This window comes from Bacillus sp. M6-12 (assembly GCF_002860285.1).
Classification (GTDB): Bacteria; Bacillota; Bacilli; order Bacillales; family DSM-1321; genus Peribacillus.
Map to the genome: position 1 here is coordinate 14,927 of NZ_PGVF01000010.1, position 17,871 is coordinate 32,797.

At 37.7% G+C, this 17,871-nt stretch carries 16 protein-coding genes and 1 pseudogene; 16 read left to right on the forward strand and 1 reads right to left on the reverse strand.

Going from position 1 to position 17,871, the window contains the following annotated elements:
- Positions 1-79 precede the first annotated feature (79 nt).
- The 4 genes from zwf to CVD28_RS13270 all read left to right on the forward strand — a co-directional run bounded on the left by zwf (position 80) and on the right by CVD28_RS13270 (position 5,061).
- Positions 80-1,552, forward strand: coding sequence for a glucose-6-phosphate dehydrogenase (gene zwf, locus CVD28_RS13255; RefSeq protein ID WP_101592849.1), 1,473 nt, complete (start codon positions 80-82; stop codon positions 1,550-1,552).
- Positions 1,553-1,750: 198 nt separating this feature from the next.
- Positions 1,751-2,644, forward strand: a complete 894-nt coding sequence (gene gnd, locus CVD28_RS13260) for a phosphogluconate dehydrogenase (NAD(+)-dependent, decarboxylating) (protein ID WP_101592850.1) — start codon at positions 1,751-1,753, stop codon at positions 2,642-2,644.
- Positions 2,645-2,989: 345 nt separating this feature from the next.
- Positions 2,990-3,481, forward strand: coding sequence for a hypothetical protein (locus tag CVD28_RS13265; protein ID WP_101592851.1), 492 nt, complete (start codon positions 2,990-2,992; stop codon positions 3,479-3,481).
- A 242-nt stretch (positions 3,482-3,723) separates the two neighbouring features.
- Complete coding sequence (locus CVD28_RS13270; RefSeq protein WP_101592852.1) at positions 3,724-5,061, forward strand: glucose-6-phosphate isomerase; 1,338 nt, start codon at positions 3,724-3,726, stop codon at positions 5,059-5,061.
- A gap of 159 nt (positions 5,062-5,220) precedes the next feature.
- On the opposite strand, the gene CVD28_RS13275 is transcribed toward CVD28_RS13270, so the two are convergent.
- The gene (locus CVD28_RS13275; RefSeq protein ID WP_101592853.1) at positions 5,221-5,739 is read right to left on the reverse strand and encodes a DJ-1/PfpI family protein; all 519 of its coding nucleotides are present in this window, start codon (positions 5,737-5,739) and stop codon (positions 5,221-5,223) included.
- A gap of 145 nt (positions 5,740-5,884) precedes the next feature.
- Between CVD28_RS13275 and CVD28_RS13280 the strand changes: the two genes are divergently transcribed.
- The 12 genes and pseudogenes from CVD28_RS13280 (at position 5,885) to CVD28_RS13340 (ending at position 17,460) form a co-directional block, all read left to right on the forward strand.
- Entirely contained in the window at positions 5,885-6,280 is a 396-nt protein-coding gene (locus CVD28_RS13280; RefSeq protein ID WP_101592854.1) for a winged helix-turn-helix transcriptional regulator, read from the forward strand.
- Between the two features lie 97 nt (positions 6,281-6,377).
- A complete protein-coding gene (locus CVD28_RS13285) occupies positions 6,378-7,235 on the forward strand; it encodes a YitT family protein (RefSeq protein ID WP_101592855.1) in 858 nt (285 codons plus the stop codon).
- 609 nt (positions 7,236-7,844) lie between these two features.
- Positions 7,845-8,216: pseudogene (locus tag CVD28_RS13290) on the forward strand (phosphogluconate dehydrogenase (NAD(+)-dependent, decarboxylating)); the annotation flags it as partial.
- 77 nt (positions 8,217-8,293) lie between these two features.
- Complete coding sequence (locus tag CVD28_RS13295; protein WP_101592856.1) at positions 8,294-8,797, forward strand: hypothetical protein; 504 nt, start codon at positions 8,294-8,296, stop codon at positions 8,795-8,797.
- 218 nt (positions 8,798-9,015) lie between these two features.
- The gene (locus CVD28_RS28810; RefSeq protein ID WP_257985863.1) at positions 9,016-9,294 is read left to right on the forward strand and encodes an iron-containing alcohol dehydrogenase; all 279 of its coding nucleotides are present in this window, start codon (positions 9,016-9,018) and stop codon (positions 9,292-9,294) included.
- Positions 9,266-9,547 (forward strand): iron-containing alcohol dehydrogenase, encoded by a 282-nt coding sequence (locus tag CVD28_RS28815; protein ID WP_257985862.1) that lies wholly within the window; start codon positions 9,266-9,268, stop codon positions 9,545-9,547. The genes CVD28_RS28810 and CVD28_RS28815 overlap by 29 nt, the downstream gene beginning before the upstream one ends.
- Complete coding sequence (locus tag CVD28_RS13305; RefSeq protein WP_101592857.1) at positions 9,540-10,091, forward strand: DJ-1/PfpI family protein; 552 nt, start codon at positions 9,540-9,542, stop codon at positions 10,089-10,091. The genes CVD28_RS28815 and CVD28_RS13305 overlap by 8 nt, the downstream gene beginning before the upstream one ends.
- Before the next feature lie 1,424 nt (positions 10,092-11,515).
- Positions 11,516-12,289, forward strand: a complete 774-nt coding sequence (locus CVD28_RS13320; RefSeq protein ID WP_101592859.1) for an SDR family NAD(P)-dependent oxidoreductase — start codon at positions 11,516-11,518, stop codon at positions 12,287-12,289.
- 664 nt (positions 12,290-12,953) lie between these two features.
- Positions 12,954-14,426 carry an alanine/glycine:cation symporter family protein gene (locus tag CVD28_RS13325; RefSeq protein ID WP_101592860.1) on the forward strand — a complete coding sequence of 491 codons (1,473 nt, stop codon included), beginning with the start codon at positions 12,954-12,956 and terminating at the stop codon, positions 14,424-14,426.
- Positions 14,427-14,654: 228 nt separating this feature from the next.
- Positions 14,655-15,923 carry a sensor domain-containing protein gene (locus CVD28_RS13330; protein WP_180954159.1) on the forward strand — a complete coding sequence of 423 codons (1,269 nt, stop codon included), beginning with the start codon at positions 14,655-14,657 and terminating at the stop codon, positions 15,921-15,923.
- A 505-nt stretch (positions 15,924-16,428) separates the two neighbouring features.
- The gene (locus CVD28_RS13335; protein WP_101592862.1) at positions 16,429-17,139 is read left to right on the forward strand and encodes a hypothetical protein; all 711 of its coding nucleotides are present in this window, start codon (positions 16,429-16,431) and stop codon (positions 17,137-17,139) included.
- Between the two features lie 99 nt (positions 17,140-17,238).
- The gene (locus tag CVD28_RS13340; protein ID WP_101592863.1) at positions 17,239-17,460 is read left to right on the forward strand and encodes a hypothetical protein; all 222 of its coding nucleotides are present in this window, start codon (positions 17,239-17,241) and stop codon (positions 17,458-17,460) included.
- Positions 17,461-17,871: the final 411 nt, after the last annotated feature.

The following is a 17,871-nucleotide window of genomic DNA, read 5'->3' on the forward strand; positions in this document are numbered from 1 at the left end:
TTGTTGTTGTGTATTAAAAATAAAGAAATTAAGGCATTTTTCTTTTTGAAAATGTTTTGAAGAAGTGGAGGAATGAAAAGTGGATTCTATGACTTTTGTATTATTTGGGGCAACAGGGGATTTAGCCAAGAGAAAAATTTTCCCCGCCTTGTTTAATTTATATCTGGATCAAAAATTGCCTGACAGTTTTTTAGTTATTGGTGTAGGTTTAGAGGAATTGTCTGATGTGGATTTTCAAACACATGTAAAAGAATCATTATTCACTTTTTCCAGACATTTGTTAAATGACAAATCCAAAAAAGAAGAATTTTCCATGGAATTTCGTTATAACCAATTAGATGTAACAAATGCTGAAGGGTATAAAACGTTACTCCAACTCGTTCAACAAAACGAAAGAGAGCGGAATATTAAAGAGAATCGAATGTTCTATCTATCTGTTGCTCCTGAATTCTTTGATGTAATTGCTTTGAACATCAAGGAGAGTGGATTAGGATCGACAAAAGGATGGAAACGATTAATGATCGAAAAACCATTTGGGCGTGATTTAAAATCTGCTCAAGATTTAAATGAAAAACTAAGCAAAGCTTTTGAAGAAGACGAAATTTTCCGGATTGACCATTATCTTGGAAAACCGATGGTTCAAAACCTTGAAGCTTTAGAATTTGCCAACCCTGTGCTGCAATCACTATGGAACAATCGGTATATTGCCAATGTGCAAATAACGGCTAGTGAAACGGTTGGTGTAGAAGAGAGAGCTAGTTATTATGAAAAAGCAGGGGCTATTCGTGATATGGTCCAAAATCATATGATGCAGCTGTTGATGATGACGGCCATGCATCAGCCAAAACAGATGAGCACGAACGATATCCGTACAGTGAAAAGAAAAGTTATGGACTCTCTTCGGCCAGTACAGAAAGATACTGTAGGTATCCACGTTGTTCGTGGTCAATATGGACCGGGCGAAATAAAGGGTAAACATGTAGTCGGATATTTAGAAGAACCTGGAGTGAATGCTTCTTCCACAAACGATACATTTGTGGCTGCTCGTTTATGGATTGATAGTTCATTCTGGGATGGGGTGCCATTTTATATCCGGACAGGAAAAAGAATGAAGGAAAAGTCGACGCGGATTGTAATTGAATTCAAGAATGCAACGAAAAATGTGTTTACTAACGAGAATCAATTTGCAGAACCCAATCTATTAGTTATCAAAGTAAGTCCAAATGAGGGTGTGTCGATGCAATTAAATAGCAAAAATTTAACAAATGGAAATTTGGAGCCGATAATTGTTGACTTCTCAGCAAGTACAAAAGACATACCAGAAGCTTATGAACTCTTAATATTCGATGCTCTGCGTGGGGACTCTACCTTCTTTGCTCATTGGGACGAAGTTGAATTATCTTGGAAATGGGTACAGCCCGTTTTAGAGGCGTTTGAGGAAAATGACCTTCCACTCCACCTATATCAAGCCGGTTCGATGGGACCACAAGCTGCTTCGCAATTATTGGAGGAGGATGGTTTTAAATGGTGGGAAACTAGGGGGGAAGTTTAATTCGCACCTCCCTGGAAGGCTATTGGTATGAGGAGAGCAAACCGAAGTTGGATTTGACCGGTAATTGTTACGCGATTTATCCAAGGAACTTAAAGTATTTGTTGAATCATTATGGTTCCATAAGGAGACCATGAAGAACAACAAATGGGTAGCATAATAATACAGGCTATTTTTTGTAATTTAAAGGAGGAAACTCAAATGAAAGTAGGATTAATTGGATTAGGAAAAATGGGTATGAACTTAGGAAAAAACTTAATTGACAATAAACACCATGTAATGGCGTTTGATCTAAATACAAATGCTATTGAAGAAATTAAAAAATACGGAGTTGAAGGAGCATCCAGTTTACAAGATCTTGTTCAATCATTAGAAAAGCCACGAGTTGTTTGGATAATGGTCCCACACTCCGTCGTTGATTCAGTTATTAGTGAAATCACACCATTTCTAAGTGAGGGAGATATCGTCATTGAAGCTGGTAATTCGCATTATAAGGAATCCATTCGTCGTTACGAACTGTTGAAGAAAGTTGGCGTGAGCTTTATGGATGCCGGTACTTCTGGGGGGATGGAAGGTGCTCGCTATGGTGCTTGTTATATGATTGGTGGAGATCCTGAAGCATGGAGCATTGTCGAGCCGATTTTTAGAGATACAGCTGTAGATAATGGGTATTTATATGCTGGGAAATCTGGTAGTGGCCACTTCTTAAAAATGGTCCACAATGGAATAGAATACGGAATGATGGCCGCCATTGGTGAAGGATTCGAAGTCCTGGAAAAAAGCGATTTCGATTTTGACTATGAAAAAGTGGCACGGGTGTGGAATAACGGTTCTGTCATCCGCTCATGGCTCATGGAATTGACAGAATGCGCATTTTCTAAAGATGCAAAATTAGATGAAATTAAGGGCATTATGTATTCTTCTGGGGAAGGGAAATGGACAGTTGAAACCGCTTTGGATCTTCAAACAGCTACCCCTGTTATCGCTATGTCTTTACTAATGCGTTACCGTTCATTAGACAATGATACATTTACAGGTAAAGTGGTAGCTGCCCTTCGTAATGAATTTGGCGGACATGCTGTGGAAAAATCATAAAGTCATCTGCTGTATATGTCTTTCGTTAAATGAGCCAGAAATTCATTGGATTTTTAGTTCGGCATATCCCGAAAATTGGTAGATTTACTTAAGTCGTTGATAGTGTTAACTATGTTGATTGAAGCGGAAGGAGCGAGACTCCTCGAAGATGCATTCACATTTTCTCGTGCGATGCCTATTCACAGATGATGATTCAACGTCCTGCGGGAAAAACGGGACAAGGGAGACCCCGCAGCCGCACAGCGCCGAGGAGGATCCCGGCTCGCCCGCGGAAAGCGAGCACCTGGAGCCAACAGACAAGTTTAACAGAGCCAAAAAAATAAAACAATATTGAGGTGTGACATCATGAACGTACTGGATGCAAAAATTATTAACACACAATATGGTTTAGAAACCTATTTAGACATGGTGAAGAATATCGAAGTAAAAGAACTCCATTCTCCATCAGATAATGAGCCCTTTTATGAAATAGTATTAGGGATAGAGTATCTTCTTCTAAGGGACGGAAAATATTATGACAGTGAAAGGAATTATTTTCGGATTCGAATGAGCGAAGATTTTAATTCAATCACGTTAAGAGAGACAGATACCGAAAGTTTATTTGCTGTCAAAACCGAACACGAGAGAGACTCAACTAAGCTGCTGGTTGGAGAATGGCTGATAAAAACCAATGCTTTCAAGCAAGTAATAAGTGAACTGATCCAACAAAAGAAAATGGAGAATGTTCAAAATGAGGGAGACACTCGAAAAGTATTAGGAACGATAAGATTCTTGGAAATATTACTTGAAATCAAAACAGAAGACATACTAAGTGCCGATGTAGAGAGGGACCATTGAGTTTTCTTAATACTAACTATTTTTTAATGTACGCTATTGATAATTACACGGTCCCACTAAGGATTTTTTCAAAATGTTGAAAAGGGGAGTTTAAATGTGTTTTTAAAAACTTCCCTTATGCACTGCAGAAAAGAAGAATGCACTAACCAGAAACGTTTTACTATGCCGAGAGATCTTTTTTACGGAGAAGGATCTCCGATTGAAGCGGCTAAGCTAAAGTTGATTGAAAGGGGAAGTGATGTATGACTATTTCGTTTGATTACTCCAATGCATTAGCATTTATGAAAAAGAGTGAAGTAGATAATCTAAGTGAATTTGTAAAAGTGGCTCATAAAATGCTACATGAAAAAACAGGCCCCGGCTCTGATTATCTTGGTTGGGTCGATTTGCCACTAAACTATGATAAGAGTGAATTTGAAAGAATTAAACAGGCTGCAGAAAGAATCAAGAAACATTCAGACGCAATGGTTGTAATTGGTATTGGTGGTTCGTACCTGGGGGCAAGATCGGCTATAGAATCTCTGTCCCATAGCTTTCATAACCAGATGAATAATAAGACACATGTTTATTTTGCCGGTCAGAATATCAGTTCTACTTATATCTCTCATTTATTTGAGCTATTAGAGGGGAAAGATATCTCTGTTAACGTCATTTCTAAATCAGGAACAACGACAGAGCCAGCCCTTGCTTTCCGTATTTTCCGTGACTATATGGAGAAAAAATACGGAAAAGAAGAGGCGAGAAAACGTATTTTTGCTACGACAGATCAGAAAAAAGGCGCATTAAAAAAGCTTGCGGACGAAGAAGGATATGAAACGTTCGTTATTCCGGATGATGTTGGTGGAAGGTATTCTGTGCTAACAGCAGTTGGTCTCTTACCAATTGCCGTAGCAGGACTCGATATTGATCAAATGATGGGAGGGGCAGCAGCGGCTGCTCGTAAATACAACAATCCTGATTTATTGACAAATGAGAGCTACCAGTATGCTGCAGTGCGAAATGCACTCTACAATAAAGGCAAAGTTATCGAATTGCTTGTTAACTATGAGCCCTCCCTTCACTACGTATCGGAATGGTGGAAGCAGCTGTTTGGGGAAAGTGAAGGGAAAGATCAAAAAGGGCTTTTTCCTGCTTCTGTCGATTTTTCAACGGATTTGCATTCCATGGGGCAATATGTACAAGAAGGCCGACGAAACCTTATAGAAACAGTTTTACAGATTAAGAAACCTCGAATTGATGTAACCATTCAGGAAGATCCGGATAATATCGATGGATTAAACTTCTTAGCCGGTAAGACAATGGATGAAGTCAACAAAAGTGCATTTCAGGGTACCCTTATAGCCCATACAGATGGGGAAGTACCTAATCTCGTGATTGAACTGGATGAAATGAATGAGTTCACTTACGGTGAGATGGTTTACTTTTTCGAGAAGGCATGCGGGATTAGTGGTCATCTACTAGGCGTTAACCCATTCGACCAGCCAGGAGTCGAAGCATACAAAAAGAATATGTTTGCTTTACTTGGCAAACCTGGTTATGAAGCAGAAAAAGCTGCTATCCTGGAGCGTTTATCGAAATAATGTTTGGTAGTAGATTTCAGAGAATCTTTCGAATCTCGGTTATCATGCAGGGAGCTGCGGATTTTCATTACTGAAATATTAGTATATATGTAAAGAAGCCTTCAAGAATAAATCTTGAAGGCTTTAAATTCATCAAACTTTTATAGTAAAAACCAAAATTTAGCGTAAAGCAGCGATTAGGCTTTCTCCAAATTCTTTGGCACCATCTGGGCCATCACCAGTGATAATATCATCATGTGCAACGACGTGTTTTTGAATATATTCTACCTTATTTTCTTTCAATTCGTTAATTTGCACATCAACTGGATAACATGTTGCTGTTCGTCCGGAAAGTAAACCTGTTTTAGCTACAGTAACGGCTCCTGCACAAATTCCTGTTACAAGAACTTTTTGCTGATATGCTTGCTTTAAGTATTCTAGTAGTTCTAGATTTCCCCATAGATGATCGTTCGTACCAGATCCGCCAATTACAGCTACGACATCATAATCAATTGCTGAAGCGTCGGAGAAGATCACTTCAGCGTTTGCCTTGCCTTGATAGTCGCCGGTAATTTCACCTGTTTTAGTGCTTGCTAGGGTTACTTCAACTCCAGCATTTTCTAATATTGTTTTAGGTTGAAATAATTCATCTTCATTAAATCGTTCCGGTGGAATAATAAGTAATGCTTTTTTATTCATATGTTTGCCTCCTAATAATAAGAAAAACTGGTCTATATGACTGAACCCAATTGTACAACAGGAGGTCTACATTATGAAGACTGCACTTTTTTGTGCGGAGGTTACCTAAAAGTTACTGGTAAAATAAAAAGGGAGCTAAAAAGCCATGTCAGAAACATTAAGAGAAGAAATCAGACAGAAGATTTTAAAGGGTGATTATAACTGTGAAAAAGAACTCACCTTATCCATCATTAGTGGTAAATGGAAGATTGTTATTTTATGGCATTTAGGTGTTGAGGGACCACACCGATTCAGTGAACTGCAGAGACTTTTCCCGAAAATATCACATAAAATATTAACGAATCAATTGCGTGAACTTATAGAAGATGGAGTCGTCCATAGAGAAGTTTTCCCTGAAGTTCCTCCAAAAGTTGAATATTCGATGACTGAACTCGGAATGACTTTACAACCAATTGTTGAAATGATGTATGAGTGGGGCAAAAAGCGAATAAAACAAATTAAACAAGATATTCATTCTCCAAAAAGGGAAACTGACAATTAATGATTTCGCTATTTTTAAAAAATCAGCAGTTTGTATGAAAAAAGCATTCCTGTTAATCATAACAGAAGAATAAAACAATTTAATTTTGGGTGTGATTATGGATAAATTTGTTGAATATGTGTTTATAACTTTTGGGGCGGCAATGGTTGCTATAGGAATAGAAACGATGTTAGCACCAAACGGGCTAGTAGATGGTGGTGTTACAGCGTTATCGATTATGGCGAATGCAATATGGGGAATTCCAATTTATGTTGTATTATTGGGATTAAACATTCCTATCTTAATCTTTACATCGAAAGAAGTTGGTAAAACCTTTGTAATTAGAACTCTGTATGCAAATATCATTACCACCGTTGGTTTAGTACTATTTAAATCAATCCCTCCTATTACTCAATCAGATGTGTTAATTGTCTTATATGGAGGAGTAGTTTTAGGTGTCGGGATCGGGATCGTTGTAAAATTTGGCGGTGCAATAGACGGCACTGAAATGCTTGCAATTTGGTTTAACCAACACTATCGATTCCCTATTGCTTCTTTTTTATTAGTAGTGAATTCAGTCATCTTTACGATTACGGCGTTTGTCTATTCGTTAGAAAAGGCTATGCTCTCTCTAGCCGTTTTTTATATTGTGACGAAAATGATTAATTATGTTTTAGATGGATTAAATCACGGGAAAGCTGTAATGATTATTTCAGAAAAACCTGATGAAGTAGGAGATAGTATTATCAAAAATCTAAACATCAGCATCACATATTTGTATGGGGAAGGCGGGTTTTTAGGTCAAAGAAAGAAGATTATATATTGTATTACCGACAGGTTTATTTTTTCCAAATTAAAAAGTGTTGTTTTAGCAAAAGATCCATTAGCTATTATGGAGGCTTCCTATGTTTGTGAAACATCTGGTGTAGATAGGTCGCTTATATTACCTAATGCAAATTCTTCTAAAAAATCCTAATATCGCTTGACCCGATAAGATGTTTTGAAGTGGATAATATTTGATGGTAGGTAAATTATACCGATTTGTAAAGGTGTGATTACACCTACAGAAAACTGCAGGGCCGATGACGCAGTGATAAGCAAAAACATCTCAACGAACCGTTAATGCTCGGTAATTTTTTTCAATACTATTATCTAAAAAGTTTTAAAGATCCTCGTAACACTGACGGGGATCTTTTTGTTTTATGTAATCTTATTTAAAACGAACAAAAGTCATTGGTATATAAAAGTATACTATATATTAAAAAAGTGCGTACTATGAATATTTTATTGTAGGTATTATACTAACATCTATGCCGTGAGCCAATCTTATTTAAAGTTAGAGATCGTAAGGAATAAGAACATATAACAATTTTTAGTAGGAAGAATGAAGATATTTTTAATCTTTCTTACTCACACATTCCAAAAGATTTGGCAGATAAAAAAATATAGCTTTATTCAAAATAGATCAATTAACAGGAAAGGAATGAAACGGCTATGGTTAGGTCAAAAGCAAAGCATCGAAAAGTTTGCGAAAGATGTTTATCTATTACTACAGATGAAAAATGTCCTAAATGTGGCCATGACAATAGAGTATGGAATGATGGCTGCGATAGGTGAGGGGTTTGAAGTACTGGAGAAGAGTGATTTTCATTTTGATTATGAAAAAGTGGCAAGAGTTTGGAATAACGGTTCAGTCATTCGTTCGTGGTTGATGGACTTGACAGAGCATGCTTTTTCAAAAGATGAAAACCTTGACCCAATCAAAGGAATCATGCAATCTTCAGGCGAAGGGAAGTGGACTGTGGAAACAGCACGGGATCTGCAAGTATCCACACCTGTCATCGCCATGTCGCTTTTAATGCGTTACCGCTCTTTAGATACTGACACGTTTACCGGGAAAGTGGTTGCTGCCCTGCGCAATGAGTTTGGCGGACACGCGGTCGAAAAAAGCAATTAGGTTAAGATGGGATAGAATTTAGTAAACAAGATGTAAATATTAACTCAATCCGAAAGGTGTAAAAGGGAGTGAAAAATATGAATGTATTGGATGCAAAAATAATAAATACCCAATACGGTATGGAAACCTATTTAGACTTTGTGAAAAATGTGGAGGTTAAAGAACTTCACTATCCTACAGAGATAGCTCCATTTTACGAAATTACAATAGGGGTAGAGTATTATCTGTTAAAGGAAGAAAAATATTACGACAGTAGAAAGAATTATTTTCGCATCCGCATGAATGCTGATATGAGTTCCGTGACACTAAGGGAAACAAAAACGGAAAGCTTATTTGCAGTGAAAAACAAGTTTGAGAGAGATGCAACAAAGGAGCTAGTTGGGGAATGGCTCATCAAGACCAATGCGTTTAAACAAGTTATAAATGATCTGATTGAACAAAAGAAAATGGAAAACGTTCAAACAGAGGAACACATCCAAATAGTCTTAGGATCCATAAGGTTTTTGGACAAGTTATTAAAACTCAACAAAGAACTCATTTTGGGTGCAAACGTTGAGAGAGATCCTGAGTATGCTCATTAGTAACCTTTAACTTTGGGTTAATTATGAATTATTATGTGATATTAAAAAGATAATAAGGAAATACTGATACAGCTTCCCCTACTTCATTAAGGAAAAGGAGAATTTACACATATGAACCGATTTACTATTCCGAGGTATGTTTACTTTGAGGAAGGGTCCCTGGAAGTATTGAAAAGCATTTAAGGGAAAAAGCGACAATCGTCATTGGAGTCCAATCCATTAAAAAATCCGGTTATCTGGATAAAATCGAATTCTACTTGCGTCAGGCCGGTATTGAAACCCAGCTAATTGAAGGCGTTGAAAACGATCCATCCATTACAACCGCTCAAAACGGCGGTAAGAAGATGGAAGAATTCCAGCCGGATTGGATCATTGCTGCAGGGGGAGGGTCTCCGCTTGATGCGGCTAAGTTAATGTGGATTTTTTACGAAAACCCCGAGCTGCCATTTGATCAGATCAAGGCTCCAATTGTACTGCCGACATTGCGATTCAACTAAAAGCGGAACAGGCAATGAAGTATCTCCATTTTCCGTTATTACTGACTATGATAAGGGAGTTAAGTATCCGGTCTTTGGATATGAAATCACGCCTGACATTGCCATTATCTATCCTGAAAGGACGTATTCCAGGCCGGCTTCGATTGTAGCTTACACGGGTATGGATGCCTTGACACATGGTATTGAAGCATATGTGTTTGTAAACACTAATATTTCTAATAAAAAGTTGAATGAGAGGTATTCTTATGAGTAAGAAAATATTGATTGTTACTGGAGATGCTGTTGAGGCACTTGAAGTTTTTTATCCTTATTATCGTTGTCTCGAAGAAGGATTCGATGTATCCATTGCTTCTCCTTCTGTTAAAAAGTTGCGCACAGTTAGCCATGATTTTATAGAGGGAATGGAGACATTTGAGGAAAAACCAGCATACAACCTTGAATCACATGTAGCTTTCAAAGATGTTAATCCGGAGCAGTATGACGGATTGATCATTCCGGGAGGACGTGCGCCAGAATACATTCGCATGTTTGATGAAGTGCCAAAGATTGTCAGCCATTTCTTTGAAGCCAATAAGCCAGTTGGGGCGATTTGCCATGCGGCACAGCTGTTGACTGTCATTCCAGACTTAATGAAAGGCCGGGAGTATACAGCTTATCCTTCTGTTGAGCCTGATGTAAGAGCCTGCGGAGCTACGTATATAAATAAAAACGTGCATACTCACCAAAATCTTGTGTCAGGTCAGGCATGGCCGGATTTACCAACATTCATGAGGGAATTTATTAACATGCTGAAGTAATTGTAAACCTATTCGAGTACTGCACCCCAAAAGTTAGAGTGAAAACTACTTTTGGGGTGTATTATTATGGCTAAATTTAATGAAGAATTTAAATCAAGGGGAAATTGGGATATATTTTGCTAAGAAGCATGGTATGAAAGACAGTACCCCGATTATAAAGGTGGGTAAAAGCATTCGAGAAATCGGAGTGGAAGGATTAAAGAGGAAGAAGCATAGGGAAACCCAGCATATAATCATCTCCCACCATCATCAAATCCGTGTAATATGTGTAGTTATAAAAAACAATTTTGGTTATCTAAAGACCTAAAACAAAATGTTACCATTTTGCTAACGCAATCTCGTGAAAAATGGTAAAGTCAAGTTGAGGATGTTACACCTCAGATTATTTAAAACCTTGATATACCGTACTTTTGAAACACAGTGTTCAAGATATTACACACTCTCATCTGACGGGCGGCATGATGTAATAAGCATCAAAAAGCCTTAATATATAGAGGTTTTTAAGTGGGTAAAAGTTAATTACTCATACTTTTGCTCATAGTAAGCAAAAAATGCTCACTTTTTTCACAAAACCCATCTTTTCAGAGAAGGTCTTTCATCAGTTTACTGAACTGTTGGGAGGCCTTTTCTTCCATGTTAGAAGTCATATGTGCATATATGTTCATAGTGGTATTAATATCCGTATGGCCTAACCGCTGCTGGATCTCCTTAAGTCCTACTCCAGCCTCAAATTAATAAAGAAGTATGAGTTTGCCTGAAGGAATGGGGAGTTATGTTCAGCAGTCGTTTAAGCCTAGTTTCAATTACTTTTCTTAATTGTGGATGTCCATCATCCCTGGCAAATATAAACCCATTATCATGGTAAATTGGCTGTTTCAATTTAATCTCATTTTGTTTTATCCGGTGCTTTTTTAATAAACTCACTAGGTGTTTATCAATCTTAATACTTCGGACGGATCCCTTTGTTTTGGGAGTATTCACCGATTCTTAACCCTGAATAAGAAGGGGTAGTAAATTAGGCAGGCCATGCGTTAATGCAGCTGCTCAAAAAAGAGCGGCTTTTTTAGGCTCTAAAACATTGATATATCAAGGGGTTTACCAACCTGAACAAAAAATGGGATTTGGTTGCCCGTGTCAAAAGGTACTGTAAAAACAAGTTTCAAATCGTGTGACTGCTTAACATAAAGAGTAAAGAGCATCAGGCTGGAAACCTGCTGTAGCGACATTTAAAATCATTGAGACGGAGTTTGCCAAAATGGCATCCCCTCTTTTTGGACATTCTATTTACTAAGTTCAATAGTCTTGCCATTCATATCGATTAGGCAGCAAAATATCGAGTTTTCACATAATGACCAGGAATATCCTCACCTCTTTAAAAAGGGGTCACAGACAGGAAAAGGTATCTTAAAGGAGAGTGTACAAGGATGAAATTAAAAGATCAGCATATCGTGGTGACCGGAGCTTCAAGTGGTTTAGGCTATGCAATGGCAGAAGCGCTTCTAAAAGAGGGAGCAACTGTTGCCTTATCGTCCCGCCCGGGGAGGAAATTGAATGAAGCTGTACATAACCTTACAAGGCAAGGGTTACATGCTGTAGAGCTTCCGATGGATGTCCGTTCTGAACAATCAGTGAAGGATGCCGTCGATTGGGTGAAAAAGGAATGGGGAAAAATTGATGTTCTCGTAAACAATGCCGGAATAGGAATGCGAACGGTGAACCCTCAATTTCTGACTGAACCGCAGCCTTTCTTCCAAGTTTCGCCAAATGGATTCCGTGATTTAATTGATACAAACGTTACAGGATATTTCCTGGTTTCCCGCGGTTTTGTTCCTTTTATGGTTGAACAGGGAAAAGGTAAAATCATTAATATTTCTATGAATTATGAGACAATGAAGCGAAAGGGATTCGTCCCTTATGGACCTTCTCGCGCAGCCACTGAATCTTTGTCCTATATTATGGCAGAGGATTTAAAGAGCTATGGCATTACAGTGAATATGTTGCTTCCTGGAGGAGCCACCATTACGGGCATGATTCCAGATGAAGTGAAGAAGCAGCTTGAAGGCAAATTTCAGTTGCTAGATCCGGGCGTAATGGCTAACCCCATTGTCTTTTTGGCATCAGGAGAATCGGAAGGGATTACTGGGGAACGAATTGTGGCAATTGAATTTGATAAATGGCTACAAGAAAAGGATAAATAACACTCCCGAGGCTTAGATGTTTCCACTATAGGATGGTCTACTGAAGAGGAAAAAGCCCCACTCAATTGGGCAACATGATGTAATAGCGCCCCTCATCCCTTGATATGACTGGGTTTGTTAATATTATGCTAACATAGAGGATATTAATCGAAGCTTCTCATGAGTTCACTGAACTTATGAGAAGCTTCTTTTTTATTTTTGGGCTACGTGAAGGTTTACATTTTTCGTAATCTGATTTTTGTTATATCAACGAACTCATAGAAATTTCTAGCAAAGAGAGCACGTTTATAACCAATGAGCTTTTTACCTTCCTTCCTTATATCAGCCAAATGAGTTTCCATCAATTTAGGCCATTGTTGTCTTAAACTTCTCTTTTAACGGTTTGCTTTAAGCGAGAAATCCAAGCTGACAAAAAGGGTGCTGAATTAAGTTTTACCAATTGTTATCTTAAAACCAACCCATTTCAAGCTAACCCATCCGAATGATGTGAACTTCTTTTTAAAGGAAAATGAATTTTATTATTATTTGCAAGAATATTATATTTATAAAATATTATAAAAATTCACACTATACTAAAAAAATTATTGATATATATTTCTATCATAATTTATAATCAGACATATGTTATATTTTATGACATTAAAAAATTAATAAGGGGGATTTTATGATCGAACACATTGTAAATACCATTAACGGATGGTTGTGGAGCCCAGTATTGATTGCTTTCATTGTTTTATGCGGATTGTATTTTAGTTTTCGGACCAGATTCCTGCAAATTCGTCACATAAAAGAAATGGTTAAACTGCTTGCTTCGGGGAAAGGTTCCGATGAGGGGGTTTCTTCGTTCCAGGCATTAGCAATGTCTTTATCAGGTCGTATAGGTGTTGGAAATATCGCTGGAACAGCAACTGGTATTGCTTATGGAGGACCAGGTTCCGTATTTTGGATGTGGGTCATTACCTTTGTCGGTGCAGCTTCAGCTTTTGTGGAGTCGACTCTTGCTCAAATGTATAAAGAAAAGCAGGATGGAGAGTATCGAGGAGGTCCGGCATACTACATAGAAAAGGGACTTGGCTGGAAGTGGTTTGCCGTCGTTTTTGCAGTAGCAACACTACTCGCTATGGCTGTTTTAATGCCAGGAATACAAGCAAATGCAATTGCAGAGGGCGTTCATAACGCTTTTGGTATTGACAAAACAATTACTGGTATAGTCGTTGTCGCACTTATTGGTTTTACTATTTTTGGCGGTGTAAAGCGTATTGCTAGAGTAGCAGAATTTATCGTTCCTTTTATGGCGGCCGGTTATCTGTTAATTGCAATTGCAATCGTAGCGATTAATTTCGAGAAAATTCCCGAAGTATTTGGACTTATTTTTAAAAGCGCTTTTGGAGCTGAAGAAGTATTTGGCGGTATTATTGGGTCAGCAGTTATGTGGGGAGTAAAACGAGGTCTTTATGCCAATGAAGCCGGTCAGGGTACTGGTGCTCACCCAGCGGCAGCAGCTGAGGTATCCCACCCGGCGAAGCAAGGGCTTGTACAGGCGTTTTCTATTTATTTAGATGTATTCTTAGTTGTTACATCAACCGCAGTGATGATTTTATTTACAAATCAATATAATGTAATAAATGAAAAAACAGGGAAATTTATAACTGAAAACCTTAAAGGAGTTCAGCCTGGACCAGGTTACACTCAAGCGGCCGTTGATACAATACTTCCGGGATTCGGAGCAGAATTTATTGCTATTGCACTTTTCTTCTTTGCCTTCACTACGATTTATGCTTACTACTATATTGCAGAAACAAATCTAGCATATCTAGTACGCGGTAAGCACAAAGTAAAGGCTTTTGTTGTATTAAAAATTATCCTTATAGGTGCTACTTTCTATGGAGCAGTAAAAACGGCATCAACAGCATGGGCAATGGGTGATATCGGACTTGGAATTATGGTTTGGCTGAACTTAATTGCGATTGTATTGTTATTTAAACCAGCAAGTATTGCTCTAAAAGATTATGAAGATCAATTGAAGCAAGGGAAAGACCCAGAATTCAATTCATCTAGGTATGGAATTAAGAATGCTGATTTCTGGAAAAATGGATATGAAAAATCCCAAAAAAGTAAGGATAGAAACGTTTCATAAAGTGAAACTTTTGTTTAAACTTGATCTAAACTTGGAAAGCACCAGCATTCGTCACAGCTGGTGCTTTTTTTGGTGCTCTTCTTATATTGTGAATTTACCTGGTGATTATAGATAGTTCAATTTCCCAACCGTCTGTTTTTGAGTAGAAATTTACAGAAGATGCATCCTCTTATTCTTCATTTCTGTTATAATAATTCTGTTAATTGGGACAATTTAGGATGGTGGATAATGGAAGAGTATATAAAAAATCAAGCTGACCTACAGACAGACGAAGAAAGATTTCGTGTGTTAGTAGAGCATGTAAGTGATTGGATCTGGGAAGTCGATGAAAATGGTATATATACATATGCCAGTCCCAGGATAAAGGATATCTTGGGGTATTCACCCTCTGAGGTAATAGGGAAAACACCTTTTGATTTAATGGAGCCAATGGAAGGGAAACGTATAGCTCCCGTTTTTGAATACCATCTTTCTAATAAGCTGCCTATTAAAAGCTTAGAAAACATTAACCTTCATCGTGACGGACATGAAGTAATATTAGAAACTAGTGGTTCCCCCATTTTAAATGCTGATGGAAAATGTATTGGCTACAGAGGGATAGATAGAGACATAACTTTAAGAAAACAGATTGAGCGCAGACAGCAGCAGCTCTTAGATATCATAGAAGCTTCTCCTGATTTTATTGCAACTTTAGACACTAATGGCAATAGTTTGTATTATAACCCGACTGCTCGTAAAATGCTTGGAATTAGTGAAGAAGACATCTCTAGTGAAAAAGTAAATCCAAAATGGGTAACAGATATCATTAAAACTGAGGGGATACCAGTTGCTATAGAGAAAGGGCATTGGAAAGGGGAAACAACTATTCTTAAAGAGGATGGAAAAGAGATACCCGTTTCTCAAATGATTGTAGCACATAAATCTGAAAACGGTGCTGTTGAGTTTTTATCTACAATTGCGCACGATATAACAGAAAGAAAAGAACTTGAAAAAGTGGTTCAATACCAAGCTCATTATGACACTCTAACTAATTTGCCAAACAGGAGATCTCTCCATAAAAAATTGTCGCAAATAATGGATAATCCTACAGAACAAAAAAGAGTCGCTGTATTGTTTATGGACTTGGATAATTTTAAAGAAATCAATGATAATCTTGGTCATGAAATTGGGGACCAATTACTTAAAATGACAGCAGTCCAATTGAAAAATTGTGTTGAGGAAGCTGATTTTGTTTGCCGTTATGGCGGAGATGAGTTTATATTAATTTTAGAAAATATACAAAACGAAGCTGAAGTGAAAGAAAAGGCCGGACGGATTTCAGAAGCATTTCATGAACCTTTTCAGTTTGATGGACACTCTTTAAAGGTGACTGGAAGTATAGGTATCAGTATTTATCCGGATGATGGAATGGATTTAGCTGTACTCATAAAAAAAGCAGACAATGCGATGTATCGTATAAAACGAAAAGGAAAAAACAACTTTTCAAGAGATTATTAATTTATTAATAGTATCTATTGCTTTCTTGCTGTTTACGATCTATTCTGTGCTTATTCATGCGAAACCTTGGTTTTATATGAATGAGTCAAAATCAACAATATTTAACCTGAAAGAATTAGTGTAATTCAAACAATGCCCTGTCATCTTACGGCGACATGATGTAATAAATATCATAAACCCTTTGAAGCATGAAGGTTTTATAGAGAAGGTCTTTCACCAGTTACTTAACTGGCGGGAGGCCTTCTTTTCATAGCAATATGTGCATAACTGTATTGGTTGTGTTAATGTCACCTGGCTAAATGATCCTAATTTTTATATCGCTCCAATCGTAAGGGAGGTGTGAGTTTTGGAATGTATCAGAAAATCTTAATATGCGGGGCAAGATGCCTGGCCCAAGAATAGATAGGGAAATATCTCAGGCTGCGCTGCACTAGAAAAGTTATGGGCGATATGCCTCTTGCAAATAAAGTTAAGAACATTCATATTGAATGGGAGGAGGTGCGATATGCGGCACGATATACAACCGAATGAACGAGCTTTCTCTTCCAAGGAGGTGGCAGAAGAAGTGGGAATTGCAACTCCCACAGTTCGAAAGTATGGCCAAATCTTAGAGCGGAATGGATACGAGTTTTTGAAAGATGGCGACCGACGTATCTTCGTTCAATCTGACATTAAAGCACTTATAGCGCTGCGCGATACTGACAAGCCCCTGGACGATACGGCTAAGGATCTTGTGGAGCAGCAAAAAGAAAGATTAGAAGGATCCAATGAAACAGAGATAGCGATAAACGATACATATGAAAATAATTTACCCCACGACCCGAATCAATTAAAAGAAGTCTTAATGTTTTTAGTTAAAGAACTTGCAGCAACACGTGAAATGAATGTCCAGCTGACAAACGATATGTCCCAGCTTAAAACAAAGATTTCCCAACTCCAGCAAGACCATCATGTGATAAGTTCAAGTATTGGAAACTCAGCAAAAAGAACTAATGCTAAAATTGAAAAATTAACTGAGCAGCAAAATAACCATTATGAAACATTGCTGCAACAAGAACAACAAAGAAGTGAACTTTTGCAAAAAGAAATACAAAATATGCGGGACGAACAGAAAAGAGAATGGAGTTCACAAAATGATTTCAATAATCGCTTAGAAGAAGCGGTGCAAGAACGCAAGTCAAAATGGGGAGGGCTTTTCTCCATATTCCGGAAATAAGATGCCTGTTAAGATTTATGCTTAATGTAAGCAAATTATTAACGCCGAAAAAAGGGGTTTGTAATTTTTTTACATAAAATGATAATGGCGGATAATAGTATGGGGATGTATATCCGCCAAACTTTACTGCAATATTTGATTTATTACCTGAAACAGAAAAGAGCTTTTTGTTACGTATTGATGAGCGATATTATTATAAATAAATTCAGTGCCTTTACGGATTATAAAAGCGGAGTTCAAGATGGACATCCGAAGGACGAGTTACCTTCTAAGGAAGTGAACCATTCAGCACCAGCTATGGTAAAAGTAATGTATGTCTAAATAAAAAACGAATATGAATTGTAAACGATGACGATTTGGTATGGAACCTCTTATAGTGTTACGCGATACGGAAAAAGCCACGAGACGATACACCTAACAAAAGGAAGGGTTAGGAACATAAAATAAGGGTTAGCGTACATCGTTACATAAGAAAAATTGTCCATAATAATGGTGTTAACTTTAAGATATCGCTGCCACACATGAAGCGATATCCAACCTGACAAACGATATGTCTTAGCTTAAAGCAACGAATACCATTCTCCAAATTCCAACAAATTTCCCGAGAAATATCTACAAAGTCTGAGTACATATCGACATAATTAGATGTCCAACTTTCACATTTCGGGCGGCAAGATATAATAACTCTTTAAGAAAGATACGGTTTCTTCATCAGTGGAAATTTGACTTTCG